At 60.2% G+C, this 15,844-nt stretch carries 16 protein-coding genes; 9 read left to right on the forward strand and 7 right to left on the reverse strand.

Going from position 1 to position 15,844, the window contains the following annotated elements; translation table 11 throughout:
- The first annotated feature begins 16 nt into the window (after positions 1-16).
- On the forward strand, positions 17-1,492 hold the full coding sequence (locus RGR602_RS09355) for a bifunctional ADP-dependent NAD(P)H-hydrate dehydratase/NAD(P)H-hydrate epimerase (RefSeq protein WP_039844867.1): 1,476 nt from the start codon (positions 17-19) through the stop codon (positions 1,490-1,492).
- An 8-nt stretch (positions 1,493-1,500) separates the two neighbouring features.
- On the opposite strand, the gene RGR602_RS09360 is transcribed toward RGR602_RS09355, so the two are convergent.
- Both RGR602_RS09360 and uvrA read right to left on the reverse strand, forming a co-directional pair.
- Positions 1,501-2,307, reverse strand: a complete 807-nt coding sequence (locus RGR602_RS09360; protein ID WP_039844868.1) for a DUF72 domain-containing protein — start codon at positions 2,305-2,307, stop codon at positions 1,501-1,503.
- A 47-nt stretch (positions 2,308-2,354) separates the two neighbouring features.
- Positions 2,355-5,279 carry an excinuclease ABC subunit UvrA gene (uvrA, locus tag RGR602_RS09365; protein WP_039844869.1) on the reverse strand — a complete coding sequence of 975 codons (2,925 nt, stop codon included), beginning with the start codon at positions 5,277-5,279 and terminating at the stop codon, positions 2,355-2,357.
- 250 nt (positions 5,280-5,529) lie between these two features.
- On the opposite strand from uvrA, the gene RGR602_RS09370 reads away from it, so the two are divergent.
- The 4 genes from RGR602_RS09370 (at position 5,530) to RGR602_RS09385 (ending at position 8,037) form a co-directional block, all read left to right on the forward strand.
- Positions 5,530-6,048 carry a single-stranded DNA-binding protein gene (locus tag RGR602_RS09370; protein ID WP_039844870.1) on the forward strand — a complete coding sequence of 173 codons (519 nt, stop codon included), beginning with the start codon at positions 5,530-5,532 and terminating at the stop codon, positions 6,046-6,048.
- Between the two features lie 479 nt (positions 6,049-6,527).
- Complete coding sequence (locus RGR602_RS09375; RefSeq protein ID WP_039844871.1) at positions 6,528-6,905, forward strand: ArsR/SmtB family transcription factor; 378 nt, start codon at positions 6,528-6,530, stop codon at positions 6,903-6,905.
- A complete protein-coding gene (locus tag RGR602_RS09380; protein WP_039844872.1) occupies positions 6,902-7,381 on the forward strand; it encodes an SRPBCC family protein in 480 nt (159 codons plus the stop codon). The genes RGR602_RS09375 and RGR602_RS09380 overlap by 4 nt, the downstream gene beginning before the upstream one ends.
- Entirely contained in the window at positions 7,378-8,037 is a 660-nt protein-coding gene (locus RGR602_RS09385) for a glutathione S-transferase family protein (protein ID WP_039844873.1), read from the forward strand. Before RGR602_RS09380 ends, RGR602_RS09385 begins: the two co-directional genes overlap by 4 nt.
- 441 nt (positions 8,038-8,478) lie before the next feature.
- On the opposite strand, the gene RGR602_RS09390 is transcribed toward RGR602_RS09385, so the two are convergent.
- Positions 8,479-9,111 carry a MarC family protein gene (locus tag RGR602_RS09390; RefSeq protein WP_039844874.1) on the reverse strand — a complete coding sequence of 211 codons (633 nt, stop codon included), beginning with the start codon at positions 9,109-9,111 and terminating at the stop codon, positions 8,479-8,481.
- Positions 9,112-9,337: 226 nt separating this feature from the next.
- Here RGR602_RS09390 and gyrA point away from each other — a divergent pair, with 226 nt between their 5' ends.
- Positions 9,338-12,124, forward strand: a complete 2,787-nt coding sequence (gyrA, locus tag RGR602_RS09395; protein WP_052451517.1) for a DNA gyrase subunit A — start codon at positions 9,338-9,340, stop codon at positions 12,122-12,124.
- A gap of 254 nt (positions 12,125-12,378) precedes the next feature.
- On the opposite strand, the gene RGR602_RS09400 is transcribed toward gyrA, so the two are convergent.
- The 4 genes from RGR602_RS09400 to RGR602_RS38200 all read right to left on the reverse strand — a co-directional run bounded on the left by RGR602_RS09400 (position 12,379) and on the right by RGR602_RS38200 (position 14,040).
- Complete coding sequence (locus tag RGR602_RS09400; RefSeq protein ID WP_039844875.1) at positions 12,379-12,816, reverse strand: VOC family protein; 438 nt, start codon at positions 12,814-12,816, stop codon at positions 12,379-12,381.
- Between the two features lie 582 nt (positions 12,817-13,398).
- Positions 13,399-13,536 (reverse strand): hypothetical protein, encoded by a 138-nt coding sequence (locus RGR602_RS37035; protein ID WP_166677326.1) that lies wholly within the window; start codon positions 13,534-13,536, stop codon positions 13,399-13,401.
- 33 nt (positions 13,537-13,569) lie between these two features.
- Complete coding sequence (locus RGR602_RS37040; RefSeq protein WP_022715592.1) at positions 13,570-13,725, reverse strand: hypothetical protein; 156 nt, start codon at positions 13,723-13,725, stop codon at positions 13,570-13,572.
- A gap of 162 nt (positions 13,726-13,887) precedes the next feature.
- On the reverse strand, positions 13,888-14,040 hold the full coding sequence (locus RGR602_RS38200) for a hypothetical protein (RefSeq protein WP_223843989.1): 153 nt from the start codon (positions 14,038-14,040) through the stop codon (positions 13,888-13,890).
- Between the two features lie 181 nt (positions 14,041-14,221).
- Between RGR602_RS38200 and coaD the strand changes: the two genes are divergently transcribed.
- Genes coaD through RGR602_RS09425 form a run of 3 tightly spaced genes read left to right on the forward strand, consistent with a single transcriptional unit; the run spans position 14,222 to position 15,843 of the window.
- Complete coding sequence (gene coaD, locus RGR602_RS09415) at positions 14,222-14,716, forward strand: pantetheine-phosphate adenylyltransferase (protein ID WP_039844877.1); 495 nt, start codon at positions 14,222-14,224, stop codon at positions 14,714-14,716.
- Between the two features lie 27 nt (positions 14,717-14,743).
- The gene (locus RGR602_RS09420; RefSeq protein ID WP_039844878.1) at positions 14,744-15,310 is read left to right on the forward strand and encodes a peptidylprolyl isomerase; all 567 of its coding nucleotides are present in this window, start codon (positions 14,744-14,746) and stop codon (positions 15,308-15,310) included.
- Positions 15,311-15,333: 23 nt separating this feature from the next.
- Positions 15,334-15,843, forward strand: a complete 510-nt coding sequence (locus RGR602_RS09425; protein ID WP_039844879.1) for a peptidylprolyl isomerase — start codon at positions 15,334-15,336, stop codon at positions 15,841-15,843.
- Position 15,844 lies beyond the last annotated feature (1 nt).

Consider the following 15,844-nt stretch of genomic DNA (forward strand, 5'->3'; position numbering starts at 1 on the left):
TTGAATTGAATGGCGTATGGCAGAAAAACTGGGTGACCTACTTCTTACGCCTGCAGAAATGGCTGCCGTCGATGCCGCCACGGCCGAATCGGGCATCGCCTCTTTCGGGCTTATGTGGAGCGCGGGGGCGGCCGTCGCGGGTGCCGCGCTTCGGCTGTATCCCGGCGCATTGCGCTTCGCCGTTCTCTGCGGCCCCGGCAACAATGGTGGCGACGGATATGTCGCGGCCCGTCGGCTCGCGGAAAGCGGCGCCGAGGTTGCCGTCTTCCATCTCGGCGACCCGGCCAGGCTTCACGGCGACGCCGCTCGAGCAAGGGCCGAATGCGCGCTCGCCTCGCAACCGCTCGCTGTGTATATCCCGGGGCCGGGCGATGTTGTTGTCGATGCGATCTTCGGGGCGGGGCTCGGACGGGATGTGCCGCAGCAGGTGCGTTCCGTCATCGAGCAGGTGACCGGCGCTGCGGTTCCCGTGATTTCCGTCGACTTGCCATCCGGGCTCGACGGCCGCAGCGGCGAGGTGCTGGGCGCGGCATTCAAGGCGGCCCACACGGTCACGTTCATGACCCGCAAACCCGGCCACTTGCTGATGCCGGGCAGGGAGCTTTGCGGCAGCGTCGAGGTTGCCGACATCGGGATTCCAGCGCGCATCATCAAGGCTCATTCGTCCGGAATGATCTCCGAAAACACTCCGGTAAAATGGGCGCACCTGCTGTCCTCTGCGAAACTGGAGACGCATAAATACAAGCGCGGACATCTTGCTGTTTTTTCAGGCGGCGCGGGTAAAACAGGTGCTGCGCGGATGTCTGCGATGGCCGGGCTGAAAGCCGGAGCCGGTCTCGTAACCATCGCCGCGCCGAGGGACGCGATGGCTGAAAACGGCGCCCATCTGACGGCTGTCATGCTGCATGTTGTCGATGACGGGATGGCCTTGCGCGACTGGCTGGCCGACGAGCGCTTGCAAACTTTCGTCCTCGGACCGGGCTTCGGGATCGGTGCAAAGACAAGAGACTTCACCGCCGCGCTCAGCGGTCGCCATCTCGTGCTCGACGCAGATGGCATTACGTCGTTCAAGGACGACCCGCGAGAGCTTTTCAACCTCTTTGCGGAAGGCGAGCCGCATCTCGTGCTGACGCCGCATGAAGGCGAGTTCGCACGCCTCTTTCCGGATATCGCGGCAGACAGGAGGCTCAGCAAGGTCGACAAAGCGCAGGCGGCTGCACAGCGCGCCAATGCGGCGATCGTGTACAAGGGCGCCGATACCGTTATCGCATCGCCGGATGGCCGGGCTCTGATTAACACGAACGCACCGGTCTGGCTTGCGACGGCTGGCTCAGGCGATGTCCTTTCCGGCATGATCGGGGCGCTTCTGGCGCAGGGGTTGCCCGCATTCGAGGCTGCTGCATTGGGCGTCTACCTCCATGGCGAAGCCGGGCAGCGCGCCGGCAAGGGCCTGTCGGCCGAAGATCTCGTGGCCCATGTGCAGCCGTTCTAGGCCGGCTGCTATTTCCCGACCTCCTCCTGAAGAGCGATCGCACCGAACGGTGCATTGACCTTGCCTTCGTGGATCATGAAGGCAAAAACGTCGCGAGGCTCGCTCTTGACCTTCCGCTCCTTGTCGACCAGCGGCAGATCATCCGGCACCTTGCCTTCCGCCCATGTCTCAAGGCGCCTGGCCCAGTCCTTCAGGTCCTTGGCAGGGTAGCAGGTCTTGATGTCGTCCGAACCTTTCTGCAGCCGGGCATAGACGAAATCCGCCGTGACGTCCGCGATCATCGGATAGTCGAAGTGCTCGGCGCAGACCGGCGCCACGCCGTATTTCGCCAGGAGCGCGATGAATTCCGGTACCTTGAAGGAATCGTGGCGCACCTCGACCACATGCCGCAAAGGCAGGCCGTCCTGCTTGTCCGGCAAGAGCTTTAGGAAGGCTTCGAAATCCTCGGCATCGAACTTCTTGGTCGGCGCGAGCTGCCAGAGGATCGGACCGAGCTTGCCGCCGAGCTTGGTCAGCCCTTGCGTCAGGAAACGCTCCATGGATTCGCCCGCCTCGCCGAGCACGCGCCGGTTCGTCACGAAGCGGCTGGCCTTTAGCGAAAAGATGAAACCCTCCGGCACGTCGGATGCCCATTTGGCAAAGGTCTCCGGCTTCTGCGAACTGTAATAGGTGCCGTTAACCTCAATGACCTTCAACTGCCGGCTGGCATAATGCAGCTCATCCTTCTGCTTGAGATCGGATGGGTAGAAGTGGTCGCGCCAGGGCTCGAAAGTCCAGCCGCCGACACCGACGCGGATGCTGCCGGATTTGCTCATGTGTTCCTCCCGTTGTTCCGCCGTCGCCAGGGCTCTTCGCGACACGCCTATTCCGCTGCCACAAACGTCCTCTTCACCGGTCGGCGCTCCAGAAGATCCTTAAGGAAGTGGCCGGTATAGGACCGGGTTTCCTTGACGATCGCTTCCGGCGTGCCGGCCGCAACGATCTCGCCACCGCCGTCACCGCCTTCCGGGCCGAAATCGAGCACCCAGTCGGCCGTCTTGATGACTTCGAGATTGTGCTCGATCACCACGACGGAATTGCCCTGGTTCACCAGTTCGTGCAGCATTTCGAGCAGCTTGGCGACGTCATGGAAGTGCAGGCCGGTCGTCGGTTCGTCGAGGATGTAGAGGGTCCGGCCCGTCGAGCGCTTCGACAGTTCCTTGGCTAGCTTGACGCGCTGGGCCTCGCCACCCGAAAGCGTGTTTGCCTGCTGGCCGACCTTGATGTAGCCGAGTCCGACATCGAATAGCGATTGCAGCTTGTCGCGTACCGCCGGCACGGCGCTGAAGAACTCCACACCTTCCTCGACCGTCATGTCGAGCACGTCCGAAATCGACTTGCCCTTGAAGGTCACGTCCAGCGTCTCGCGATTGTAGCGCTTGCCATGGCAGACATCGCAGGTGACGTAGACGTCCGGCAGGAAGTGCATTTCGATCTTGATGACGCCGTCCCCCTGGCAGGCTTCGCAGCGCCCGCCTTTAACGTTGAAGGAGAACCGCCCCGGCTGGTAGCCGCGCGCTTTCGCCTCCGGCAGGCCCGCGAACCAGTCGCGGATTGGCGTAAATGCGCCGGTGTAGGTTGCCGGGTTCGAACGCGGCGTGCGGCCGATCGGCGACTGGTCGATATCGATTACCTTGTCGATGTGCTCGAAGCCGTCGATGCGATCATGATCGGCCGCAATTTCGCGCGCGCCCATCACGCGACGAGCGGCCGATTTGTAGAGCGTCTCCACCAGGAAGGTGGATTTGCCGCCCCCCGAAACGCCCGTCACGGCCGTGAAGACACCCAGCGGGATGGAGGCGGTGATGTTCTTCAGATTGTTGCCGCGCGCGCCGACCACCTTGATCTCGCGGCCTTTTTTCGGCTTGCGCCGTTCGCCGGGCACCGGCACGCCGAGTTCACCGGAAAGATACTTGCCGGTCAGCGATCGCGGGTTCGCCATGATGTCCTGCGGCGTGCCGTGCGCCACGATCTGGCCGCCGTGGACGCCGGCTGCCGGACCGATGTCGACCACGTCGTCGGCCGTCAGAATCGCATCCTCGTCATGCTCGACGACGATCACCGTATTGCCGATATCGCGCAGGTGCTTCAGCGTGTCGAGCAACCGCGCATTGTCGCGTTGGTGCAGGCCGATCGACGGCTCGTCGAGAACGTAGAGCACGCCTGTCAGGCCCGAGCCGATCTGCGAGGCAAGACGGATGCGCTGGCTTTCGCCGCCCGACAACGTGCCGGAACTCCGCGACAGGCTGAGATATTCGAGGCCGACGTCGTTCAGGAAGCGCAGGCGGTCGCGGATTTCCTTCAGGATGCGGACTGCGATCTCATTCTGCTTGGCCGAGAAAGTCGCGGGAAGCGCCTCGAACCAGTCGCGTGCCACACGGATCGACATATCGGTGACCTGGCCGATATGCAGTTTGTTGATCTTCACTGCCAGCGTTTCCGGCTTCAGGCGAAAGCCGTTGCAGGCCGGGCAGGGGGCTGCGGACATGAAGCGCTCGATCTCTTCGCGCGCCCAGGCGGAATCGGTTTCCTTCCAGCGACGCTCGAGATTGGTGATGATGCCTTCGAAGCTCTTATGCGTGGTGTAGGAGCGCGCGCCGTCGGCATAGTTGAACTCGATCTTCTCGTCCGTGCCGTTCAGGATGACGTCCTGCGCCTTTTCGGGCAGATCGCTCCAGCGGTTGCCGAGTTTGAAGCCGTAATGTTTACCGAGCGCTTCCAGCGTCTGATTATAGTAAGGGGAACTCGACTTTGCCCAAGGCGCGATGGCGCCGTCGCGCAGCGTTCGCTCCGGTTCGGGGATGATCAGCGCCGCGTCGATCTTCTGCTGCGCGCCGAGGCCGTCACAGGACGGGCAGGCACCGGCGGGATTGTTGAACGAGAAGAGCCGCGGCTCGATCTCCGGAATGGTGAAACCGGAAACGGGGCAGGCGAATTTTTCCGAGAACAGCACGCGCTCATGCGTCTCGTTGAGCGATTTGTTGGCGGACCCACCCGCAGATGTTTCCTCCGGGGGCAGCGGCTTGTCGGCAAATTCGGCGATGGCAAGCCCTTCGGCGAGCTTCAGAGAGGTCTCGAAGCTGTCGGCAAGCCTAGACGCCATGTCGGGACGCACGACGATGCGGTCCACGACGACGTCGATATCATGCTTGTATTTCTTGTCGAGCGCCGGAACATCGGCGATCTCGTAGAACTGGCCGTCAACCTTGACGCGCTGGAAGCCCTTTTTCATGAGCTCCGCCAGTTCCTTCTTGTATTCGCCCTTACGGCCGCGCACGATCGGCGCCAGAATATAAAGACGTGTGCCTTCCTCGAATTCGAGCACACGGTCGACCATCTGGCTGACGGTCTGGCTCTCGATCGGCAGACCGGTTGCCGGAGAATAGGGAACGCCGACGCGCGCAAAGAGAAGGCGCATGTAGTCATAGATTTCGGTGACGGTGCCGACCGTCGAGCGAGGATTGCGCGAGGTCGTCTTCTGCTCGATCGAGATGGCCGGCGACAGGCCGTCGATCTGGTCGACATCCGGCTTCTGCATCATCTCCAGGAACTGGCGGGCATAGGCCGAAAGGCTTTCGACATAGCGGCGCTGGCCTTCGGCATAGATCGTGTCGAAGGCGAGTGACGACTTCCCGGACCCGGAAAGGCCGGTCATGACGATGAGCTTGTTGCGCGGCAGGTCGAGGTCGATGCCCTTGAGGTTGTGCTCGCGCGCGCCACGGATGGAAATCGTCTTAAGTTCACTCATCGTAATTTTGCTTCTGTGCTGGAGTAAGCCCCTTATTTAGTGATGCCGCCGGGCGAGTCGAGGCTGAATATCCATCTGTTGCGAGGTTTTCGATTCTGTTGACAGGATCATAGCCATAAACTAGAACAAATAAAGAACAAAATTCCTTGTGGATGAATCGGCGATGGACGCGCATGGCCGGGGCTCTATAGTTTAAGGTGCAGCGATTGTTTCAAGCGCCGCCGGGCAGGGCGGCAGTAAGGTGAGAAGTATGGCTGGCAGCGTGAACAAGGTAATTCTGATCGGAAACGTGGGCGCAGACCCCGAAATCCGCAGGACGCAGGATGGCCGCCCGATTGCCAATCTTCGCATCGCGACGTCCGAGACGTGGCGTGACCGCAGTTCCGGCGAGCGCCGCGAAAAAACCGAGTGGCACACCGTCGTCGTTTTCAACGAAGGTCTCTGCAAGGTTGTCGAGCAATATGTGAAGAAGGGCGCCAAGCTCTATATCGAAGGCCAGCTCCAGACCCGCAAATGGCAGGACCAGAACGGCAACGACCGCTATTCGACGGAAGTCGTGCTACAGGGGTTCAATTCGACGTTGACGATGCTCGACGGCCGCGGCGAAGGCGGCGGTGCGAGCGCCGGTGGCGGACGCGGCAGCAGCAACGATTTCGGTGGCGGCGGCAATTACGGAGACGATTACGGCGCCCCGGCGCAGCCGTCCGGTCGCAGCAGCGGTGGCGGCGGGAATTTCTCGCGCGATCTCGATGACGATATCCCGTTCTAGGACAGAGCGAGTTGGTTTTGTAAACTGACATGCCGCAAGTCGTTGTTTAAAACGACTTTGCGGCTTATTTTTTTGAGCGACGCGTTGAACTTTTTGTTTCAGGAAGACAATTAGCAGAAATGTAAACTTCCATCGAGACGTCGTGGGACCTGCACGACAGTGCACAGTTTAGCTCTGGGGAAGGAAGCGAAAAAAACCCAGATCGCAGCCAAAAATATTGACCGTCAGCGTCGGGCGAGCGAATGCCGTTCCTCGTGCCTGCCTCGACCGGCGTCCCAATCGAAGCGCCGAGTTTTCGGATCGTCGGTTGCGAACCCCCTATAGGCGGTCTGCACTGCGCGAGATCAGTCGCTTGCTGCGGTTCCTACACGGTGGGCAGAGGGCGCAGAAAATAACCGTGTTCCAGAGGCAGCACAAGCTGACGTCGGATACTTAAGCAACCGCTTGACTTTTTTCGACTAGGCTATTTACTTAAGTGCATGGTTGAGGATTTAAAACAACTTGATTTGGCCTTTCACGCGCTTTCAGACGCCACGCGCCGGGGGATTCTCGATCGTCTTTCACAAGGTCCAGCTTCTGTAAGCGAACTGGCCAAGCCTTATCACTCGTCGCTGGCCGCGATCCATCAGCACGTGCAAGTGCTCGAGGCGAGCGGGCTAGTCGTGACGGAAAAACGCGGTCGCACCCGCGAATGCCGCATCTCCAGCGAGGCAGTGCAGCGTGTCGAGAATTGGCTGAGCGAGCGCCGGCAGCATTGGGAGAGCAGGTTCGACCGGCTCGGCAAACTGCTCGAAAGCAGCGACAGCGCAGTTAACGCTTCGCCTTCGCATTCATTGGCAGAGGGAGATAACTCATGACGGCAGCCCCGTTTTTACACGGCACTTTCACGCTGAAGCGCGTTTGGGCGGCCCCGCCCCACCGGGTGTTCGACGCATGGTGCGATCCGCAGCTGAAGGCCGAGTGGTTCACCGGACCGCCGGAGCGTTGGACATTGCTGCGCCGGTCGATGGATTTTCGCGTGGGCGGGCAGGAGGTTCTGGAAGGGCGTTTCCTCGAAAGCGGCACGGTGACGCTTTTCGAGGCCCGTTTCCATGTGATCGAGCCGGCCCGGCGCCTCGTCTACACCTATGACCTGCATCACTCCGGACGCTTCCATTCGGTCACATTGTCGAGTCTGGAACTCGAAGCGGAAGGAGGAGGAACTCGCGTCTCCTACACCGAGCAGATCGTTTTCCTGGACGGGAAGGACGGCACTGCTGACCGCCGCCACGGGACTGGAATTCAATTCGACATGATCGAAGCCACCCTCAAGTCCTGCGGAGCAACGCAATGACCATCGCGCTTTACGGGCATCCATTTGCCTCATTCGTCTGGAAGCCGCTGATCGCGCTCTACGAGCGCGGGGTTTCCTTCACATTCAAGATGATCGATCCCGATCATCCGGAAAATCAAGCCCGCATCGCTGCGCTTTCTCCCACCGGGCAATTTCCTGCGCTGATCGACGGGGAGAATGAAGTCACGCAGAGCAACGCCGTGATTGAATATCTCGACCTGTTTCACGGAGATGGGGCGCCGATGATACCGGAGGATCCGCGCCAAGCGCTGAAGGCACGCATGATGGCGGACGTGTTCGACGATTATATCCACGTGCAGACGCAACGGATTGTTGGCGATGCCTTGCGCAAGAAAGAGGAGCGGGATCCTCGTGGTGTCGCCGACGCTCATGCGCTGATGGATCGCTGTTATGCCTGGCTGGAGCCACGCCTGAGAGGAAAGGAATGGGCTGCTTGCGGCAGATTCACGATTGCCGACTGCGCCGCCGCACCGGCACTCTTTTACGGAGACTGGGTCCATCCAATTACCGACTGTTACCCCGCCCTGGCGGCATACCGAGCGCGGCTCCTGTCCCGTCCTTCGGTCGCACGGGTCGTCGAGGAGGCGCGACCTTATAGGAGCTTTTTTCCGTTGGGGGCCCCCGACAGAGATTAGGTGTTGTAAGGCCCGCAAGTACGCTGAAGGAATGATCTCCTACTGCGTCCTTCCAGCCAACTATGAGGGACGGCCAAGGCACTCATCGTCTGCGCGGATGCAATCAGGCAGTCCTGCCGACAATGATGAAGGCTCCGACTTGCCGACCAAGGCTCGAGGAGAAAGTTGCCGCGACTTGGATGAACCCTGATCGGTCCGGCACGTTCGACAAGTTACCGACATGCCCAGGTCGTGACTCTTTATATTTGGCAATGCCGTCTGCCACCCCAAGCAAGCGATCAGATCGCGTGGCGAAACGACGGCCCGCGAAAAGGGCTTTTTCAGGCGGACGCGATACTTCAGCTGTCGCCTCGTGGGGTGATCGCGACCCCAGACCCAACCGTGTGCTGCAGGCCCGCGGGAAGTCAAGCGCTGTCGGTGTGCCTTGCGGCGGCGCACTTTTCAACTGACAGCCATCGCTGCCTTCACGCCGTCTACGACGAACTGTGCTGCAAGTGCCGCCAGGATGACGCCGAGCAGCCGGGTGAGGATCGCCCGACCGGTTACGCCGAGGAAGCGGTCCAGGCGGTCGGCGATCAGCAACGCGGCGAGCATCAAGAGAAGATTGCCGGCAATGACGATAAGAAGCTGCGCGCGCTCGACGCTGGTCGGCAGCGAGCCCGCAAGCAGGATTGTCGCCGAGATCGCGCCCGGACCGGCAATGAGAGGAAGGGCGAGCGGAAAAACCGCGATATTCTGTATGTGGTCCTTGGTGATCGCCACTTCGCTGGTCTTTTCCTTGCGGTCCTGCCGTCTCTCGAACACCATTTCAAAGGCGATCCAGAAGAGCAGCAGCCCGCCGGCGATGCGGAAGGCGCCGATGGAAATGCCGAGCACCCCAAGCACGCTTGCGCCAAACAGCGCAAACATGGCGAGGATGATGAAAGCGATAACGGAGCTGCGCAGCGCCACCTGCTTGCGCTGGCTGCGGCTCATGCCGCTGGTCAGTCCCAGAAAGATCGGCACAAGTCCGGGAGGATCGATCGTGACGAGCAGCGTCGTGAAAGCGTTGATCAATTGGTCGGCGCTTGCCATCGTCTCTCCGGAACGCCATATGAAGGCTCGATTATTCGCGATTGTGAAGCGAGGTTTTCAATTTGGCAAATGACGCGCGGCGGGCCAGCGCTAAAAGCGGTCGAAATCGTTTGATTTGCCGCCCTTCCGCCGCAAAGTCTGTTCAAAACCGCGGCTCAAATTGGCGCCGGCCAAGCCTTTCCGCTATAAATCTTTCAGTGATTCTACAAAGAGATCGTGATCTGTTTTGACTGAACAAACACCCCCAGGTGGCGGGAAGCTCCCGCCAGGCATCGAGCCCATCTCCATCATGGAGGAAATGCAGCGGTCCTATCTCGATTACGCGATGAGCGTCATCGTCAGCCGCGCGCTTCCGGACGTGCGCGACGGCCTCAAGCCTGTGCACCGGCGCATCCTCTATGGGATGTCCGAGCTCGGCATCGACTGGAACAAAAAATACGTCAAATGCGCCCGCGTCACCGGTGACGTGATGGGTAAATACCATCCGCACGGCAATGCCGCGATCTACGACGCACTTGCCCGTATGGCGCAGGATTGGTCGCTCCGCCTGCCGCTGATCGACGGCCAGGGCAATTTCGGCTCCGTCGACGGAGACCCGCCGGCGGCCGAACGTTACACGGAATGCCGTCTGCAAAGGGCGGCCCATTCTCTGCTCGACGACCTCGACAAGGAAACGGTCGACTTCCGCGACAACTACGACGGCACGCTCTCCGAGCCCGTCGTGGTGCCCGCGAAGTTCCCGAACCTTTTGGTCAACGGGGCAGGCGGCATTGCCGTCGGTATGGCGACCAATATTCCGCCGCACAACCTGACCGAAGTCATCAACGGCTGCATCGCGCTGATCGATGATCCAGCGATTGAACTGCCGGAGCTCATGCAGATCATTCCCGGTCCGGATTTTCCGACTGGTGCGAAAATCCTTGGCCGCGCCGGCATCCGCTCGGCTTATGAAACCGGCCGTGGTTCCGTGATCATGCGCGGCGTTGCCGCGATCGAGCCGATGCGTGGCGACCGCGAGCAGATCATCATCACCGAGATCCCGTATCAGGTGAACAAGGCGACGATGATCGAGAAAATGGCCGAGCTGGTGCGCGACAAGCGCATCGAGGGCATCTCCGATCTCCGCGACGAATCCGACCGCCAGGGCTATCGCGTCGTCATCGAGCTGAAACGCGATGCCAATGCCGAAGTCATCCTGAACCAGCTTTATCGCTACACGCCGCTGCAGACCTCCTTCGGCTGCAACATGGTGGCGCTGAACGGCGGCAAGCCCGAACAGATGAACCTTCTCGATATGCTCCGCGCATTCGTCTTCTTCCGCGAGGAGGTCGTTAGCCGGAGAACGAAATTCCTTCTTCGCAAGGCGCGCGAACGTGCGCATGTCTTGGTGGGTCTCGCGATTGCGGTCGCCAATATCGATGAAGTGATCCGCGTCATCCGCCAGGCGCCCGATCCGCAGTCCGCGCGCGAAGAGCTGATGACGCGCCGCTGGCCCGCGGAAGATGTTGAAAGCCTGATCCGCCTCATCGACGACCCGCGTCATCGTATCAACGAGGATATGACCTATAACCTCTCGGAAGAGCAGGCGCGGGCAATCCTCGAGCTCCGCCTTGCCCGCCTGACAGCGCTCGGCCGCGATGAAATCGGCGACGAACTCAACAAGATCGGCGACGAGATCAAGGATTATCTCGATATCCTGTCGTCCCGCGTCCGCATCCAGACGATCGTCAAAGACGAGCTGACATCGGTTCGCGACGAATTCGGCACGCCGCGCCGCACCGAGATCGTCGACGGTGGCCTCGAAATGGACGACGAGGACCTTATTGCCCGCGAGGACATGGTCGTTACCGTTTCGCACCTCGGCTATATCAAGCGCGTGCCGCTGACGACCTATCGGGCCCAGCGACGCGGCGGTAAGGGCCGCTCCGGCATGACGACGCGCGACGAGGATTTCGTTAGCCGGCTATTCGTGGTTAATACCCACACGCCGGTCCTTTTCTTCTCCTCGCGAGGCATCGTCTACAAGGAAAAGGTCTGGCGCCTACCGATCGGCACCCCGACGTCTCGGGGCAAGGCGCTGATCAACATGCTGCCGCTGGCACCTGGCGAACGCATCACCACGATCCTGCCTTTGCCGGAGGACGAGGAGAGCTGGGAAAGCCTCGACGTCATGTTCTCGACGACACGCGGCACGGTACGCCGCAACAAGCTGTCAGATTTTGTCCAGGTAAACCGTAATGGCAAGATCGCCATGAAGCTCGAGGAGGAGGGCGATGAAATCCTCTCCGTCGAGACCTGCACCGAACATGATGACGTTCTGTTGACGACGGCGCTCGGCCAGTGCATCCGCTTCCAGGTCGATGATGTCCGTGTCTTTGCGGGCCGCAATTCGATCGGCGTGCGCGGTATCAACCTCGGCAATGGCGACCGCATCATCTCGATGACTATCGTGGGCCATGTCGATGCCGAACCTTGGGAGCGGGCTGCCTACCTCAAGCGTTCCGCTGTCGAACGCCGCGCCACGGGTGTCGACGAGGAGGATATCGCCCTGGTCGGCGAGGAAGTCACCGAAGAGGGACTGCTGACAGACGAGCGCTACGAGGAACTGAAGGCACGCGAACAATTCGTGCTGACAGTGTCACAGAAGGGCTTCGGCAAGCGGTCGTCTTCCTACGACTTCCGCATCTCCGGTCGCGGCGGCAAGGGCATTCGCGCCACCGATACCTCCAAGACGAGCGAGATCGGCGAACTCGTCGCCGCTTTCCCGGTCGACGAGGGCGACCAGATCATGTTGGTCTCGGATGGCGGGCAGCTGATCCGCGTCCCGGTCGGCGGCATACGCATCGCCAGCCGCGCCACCAAGGGCGTGACGATCTTCTCGACCGCCAAGGATGAAAAGGTCGTCTCCGTCGAGCGCATCAGCGAGCCGGAGGATGACGGCGAGGAGGTTGGCGAGATCGTCAACGAAACGCCGATTGAAGGTGGCGAGGCGCCACCTGCAACGGAAGAATAATTCAACCAGGCTTTGGTTGAGAACCGGGCGGCCCCTGCCGCCCGGTTTTTTGTAAGCAAAATCAACCTCCACCTTCGGTTGAGGATTTGAGAGACCTCGATGCTTGGACCGCTAGACCTGGCCGAGACATGAAACGGAGCTTTTATGGATGACCGCTCCCACGGGCTTCGGCGGAAGCCCTTCAACCTGCCCTTCAACCTGCGACCATTCCTCGTCTGTCAGATCCGTGAGGTAACGGCGTCTTCGTATTGCGCTCAACTGAGTTCTTGGGCGAGTCCGATGAGAAGCCCTTCGGGCCCACGGATGTAGCAGAGCCGATACGCGTTTTTATACTGGACTACTTCGCCTACGAGTTGGGCGCTGCGCCTGCGGAGCCTTTCAAGCGTCTCGTCGATGTCGTCCACGGTGAACATGACGCGGAGGTAGCCTAAGGCGTTGACCGGGGCGTTCCGGTGATCTGCGACGACTGGCGGCGTGAGGAAGCGGGAAAGCTCGAGCCGGCTGTGGCCGTCCGGTGTGCGCATCATGGCAATCTCGACATGCTGATCGCCCAGTCCAGTGACGCGTCCGGCCCATTCTCCTTCGATTGTGGCTCGCCCTTCGAGCTCGAGGCCGAGTTCGCGAAAAAAATCAATCGTCCCGCCGAGATCTTCGACGACGATTCCTACATTGTCCATCCGCTTGAGCGCCATGTTTCCAATCTCCAAGGTGTCGTTTCAATCTACAAGGTGTCGCCTTGTCTAACAAAAGACGTTTGAGGCGCCCCAACACCCGACAGCCATCCACGCCCAATTTGCTGTTTTCAACATCAGAAGCTTGAATCATGGACTGCCTAAAACCGCCATCCGGTCTTCAAACGGTCTTTAAGACCGTTACACCCACATTCTTTCGGATGTTGCCAAAGCAGGAGGCAGTATCCCGCGAAATTGCCGGCATTGACGACCTCATGGAGTGGTTCACGGTACGGCAGGCACCGACCGGCGAGATGATCGCGGTTTACCGCGTATGGGGGGTGAAAGCGACAGGCCGCTTGTCTCGGTGAAGATTGCCGCTCTCGCACAACTTGCTGCGCGACGCGCCGATTGCCGATCCGTGGATCGCAGGCTCTACGCTTCCGGTGTCTTGATGGCGCTGCTTTTCCGCAAAAGCGTTGCCTAGCCTGGCCGCCGGCCCGAAACGGTCCAAAGAAAAAGCCGGACGCGGGGACAGCGTCCGGCTTTTTGAATGGCCCCGAGCGCTGGAGGGGAAGGCGCTCAAGGGCAGGGGAACTCAACTCAGAAAGTGCTGTGCTTCTTCTCGTTGAACGCCTTCACTTCTTCGCTTTCGCGGCGAAGCGCGGAAACCGTTGACGCCACAGACACGATGAACATGACGCTGATGAGAGCGGTAAGAACAGTCAAGATCGTGAACATAGGCAATCCTTTCCGAAGTTGCGTTCACGTTCCTCAGTACTGGCTTATGATGGCCGTGCGGGCCGAAGCATAAGGACCATATACCTTGGACGTATCGGTCTTCTGGTCATAGAGTGCGACAGTTGCGGTAAGCATTCCCGTGATCATTGCCATCCAGAATACATTGATGATGGTAATCTTATCGGGCATCTTGTTTTCCCTTCGTGCAGCGTATCGCATCTACGCTTCGGTTAAGTGAACGTGTCCGTCTAAAAATGGTTCCGGCGGACGTTGGCATGTCGTTTAGCAAGCGCGGTCTGAAGCGACCTTGAATGCCTTGTTCATCTGGCGTTCAGATTCGGGAGCTGGGTCTCAACGCGCTCTTCCGAGCTGGCGCATGATGGCGTGATGCTCGCTGACTTCGGCGCGCACCCAGCGCATCGTATAGCGTTCCTGCAGGTAGCCATATGCCAGTTCCGCAAGTAGGGAGAGAGCCACGGCAAGGGCGAGAAGCAGGATCAGCATGTCGATATCTTTCGGAAGTGTCCGATGCGGGTGGCATCGGCTGCGTTGGTGTTTCCGATTATGCGCACCGCTTCTGAAACCGCGTTGAACGCGGCATTCATCTACCGTTCAGCAGGCGGCAAATGACTTGCGGGATGCGGGTTTCCATGACAAAAGGCATCGAACAAAACGGCCGGGTCCTATGACGACTGCTTTTTATCCGGGGTCCTTCGACCCGCTCACCAACGGACACCTGGACGTGCTCGTCCAGGCGCTGAACATCGCCGAAAGAGTGATCGTCGCGATCGGCATCCACCCCGGCAAGGCGCCGCTGTTTTCCTTTGAGGAGAGGGCGGAGCTGATCCGAAACGCGCTTGCCGATGCCATGCCGCAGAAAAGCGACAGCATCTCTGTAGTCTCCTTCGACAATCTGGTCGTAGATGCCGCGCGCATGCATGGCGCGGCGCTGCTCATTCGCGGCCTTCGTGATGGCACCGACCTCGACTACGAAATGCAGATGGCGGGCATGAATCGGCAGATGGCACCGGATGTGCAGACCATCTTTCTGCCGGCAGGGACGGCCTCACGGCCAATTACCGCCACATTGGTCCGTCAAATCGCGGCCATGGGCGGCGACGTCAGCGCCTTTGTGCCGGCCGCCGTTTTGAAGGCCCTTCGATCCAAGCGCAAATCTTGAGGCGTTTTCCGCCGCAACGGAGCTCACATGAAACTTTTCTATATTGCATTTGCCGGCGTGCTTTACCTCGCCTCCTTCGTTGGCGACGTGTTTGCCCAGGCCGACCACACGCTGACGATCCAACTCAAGGATGGTCCCGTCGTGGTCCAGCTGATGCCGGACGTGGCTCCCAAGCACGTAGCGCAGATCGAGGCGCTGGCGAAGAAGGGGGCCTATGACAACGTGGCCTTCCACCGCGTCATCGACGGCTTCATGGCGCAGACCGGCGACGTACAGTACGGCAATATGTCGAAGGGCTACGATCCGAGCCTTGCGGGCACCGGCGGCTCCGATCTGCCGAACATCCCGGCCGAATTCTCCAAGAAACAGTTTGTTCGCGGCACGGTGGGCATGGCGCGTGCCCAGGATCCGAATTCGGCAAACTCGCAGTTCTTCATCATGTTCGCGGACGGCTCCTTTCTGAACGGCCAGTACACGGTGGTCGGCAAAGTCGTCTCCGGCATGGAAAACGTCGACAAGATCAAGCGCGGCGCCGGCCAGAACGGCGAAGTGACCGATCCCGACCGCATGGTCAAAGTTACCGCCGGCAAGTAATTAGTGAAACGAGGAGAATGAAAATGGCCGAGATCAAGGATCCGGAAAACACCGTTATCCTGGAAACCACCAAGGGCAAGGTTGTCATCCAGCTGCTGCCGCAGGTGGCCCCCGAGCATGTCGCCCGGATTAAGGAGCTTTCTCGCGAGAAGGCCTATGACGGTGTTGTCTTCCACCGCGTCATCCCCGACTTCATGGCGCAGACCGGCGACGTCCAGTTCGGCAAGAAGGGCGGCGAGAACTTCAACCCGGGCCGCGCCGGCATGGGTGGCTCGTCGAAGCCTGACCTGAAGGCCGAATTCTCCGCGACGCCGCATGTCCGCGGCACCTGCTCGATGGCGCGTTCGCAAAGTCCGAACTCGGCAAACAGCCAGTTCTTCATCTGCTTCACCGATGCGCCGTGGCTGAACAAGCAATACTCCGTCTGGGGCCAGGTGATCGAAGGCATGGATGTGGTTGACACGATCAAGAAGGGCGAGCCGGTCAGCGATCCGGACTCCATCGTCTCGATGCGGGTTGCCGCCGACGCCTGAT

Origin of the sequence: Rhizobium gallicum bv. gallicum R602sp (assembly GCF_000816845.1) — a bacterium.
GTDB lineage: Bacteria > Pseudomonadota > Alphaproteobacteria > Rhizobiales > Rhizobiaceae > Rhizobium > Rhizobium gallicum.

Excerpts from the sequence above, each read along its gene's own strand:
- RGR602_RS09355 (WP_039844867.1), top strand. The coding sequence starts at position 17 with ATGGCAGAAAAACTGGGTGACCTACTTCTTACGCCTGCAGAAATGGCT.
- RGR602_RS09360 (WP_039844868.1), bottom strand. The coding sequence starts at position 2,307 with ATGAGCAAATCCGGCAGCATCCGCGTCGGTGTCGGCGGCTGGACTTTC.
- uvrA (WP_039844869.1), bottom strand. The coding sequence starts at position 5,279 with ATGAGTGAACTTAAGACGATTTCCATCCGTGGCGCGCGCGAGCACAAC.
- RGR602_RS09370 (WP_039844870.1), top strand. The coding sequence starts at position 5,530 with ATGGCTGGCAGCGTGAACAAGGTAATTCTGATCGGAAACGTGGGCGCA.
- RGR602_RS09375 (WP_039844871.1), top strand. The coding sequence starts at position 6,528 with ATGGTTGAGGATTTAAAACAACTTGATTTGGCCTTTCACGCGCTTTCA.
- RGR602_RS09380 (WP_039844872.1), top strand. The coding sequence starts at position 6,902 with ATGACGGCAGCCCCGTTTTTACACGGCACTTTCACGCTGAAGCGCGTT.
- RGR602_RS09385 (WP_039844873.1), top strand. The coding sequence starts at position 7,378 with ATGACCATCGCGCTTTACGGGCATCCATTTGCCTCATTCGTCTGGAAG.
- RGR602_RS09390 (WP_039844874.1), bottom strand. The coding sequence starts at position 9,111 with ATGGCAAGCGCCGACCAATTGATCAACGCTTTCACGACGCTGCTCGTC.
- RGR602_RS09400 (WP_039844875.1), bottom strand. The coding sequence starts at position 12,816 with ATGGCGCTCAAGCGGATGGACAATGTAGGAATCGTCGTCGAAGATCTC.
- RGR602_RS37035 (WP_166677326.1), bottom strand. The coding sequence starts at position 13,536 with ATGTTCACGATCTTGACTGTTCTTACCGCTCTCATCAGCGTCATGTTC.
- RGR602_RS37040 (WP_022715592.1), bottom strand. The coding sequence starts at position 13,725 with ATGCCCGATAAGATTACCATCATCAATGTATTCTGGATGGCAATGATC.
- RGR602_RS38200 (WP_223843989.1), bottom strand. The coding sequence starts at position 14,040 with ATGCTGATCCTGCTTCTCGCCCTTGCCGTGGCTCTCTCCCTACTTGCG.
- coaD (WP_039844877.1), top strand. The coding sequence starts at position 14,222 with ATGACGACTGCTTTTTATCCGGGGTCCTTCGACCCGCTCACCAACGGA.
- RGR602_RS09420 (WP_039844878.1), top strand. The coding sequence starts at position 14,744 with ATGAAACTTTTCTATATTGCATTTGCCGGCGTGCTTTACCTCGCCTCC.
- RGR602_RS09425 (WP_039844879.1), top strand. The coding sequence starts at position 15,334 with ATGGCCGAGATCAAGGATCCGGAAAACACCGTTATCCTGGAAACCACC.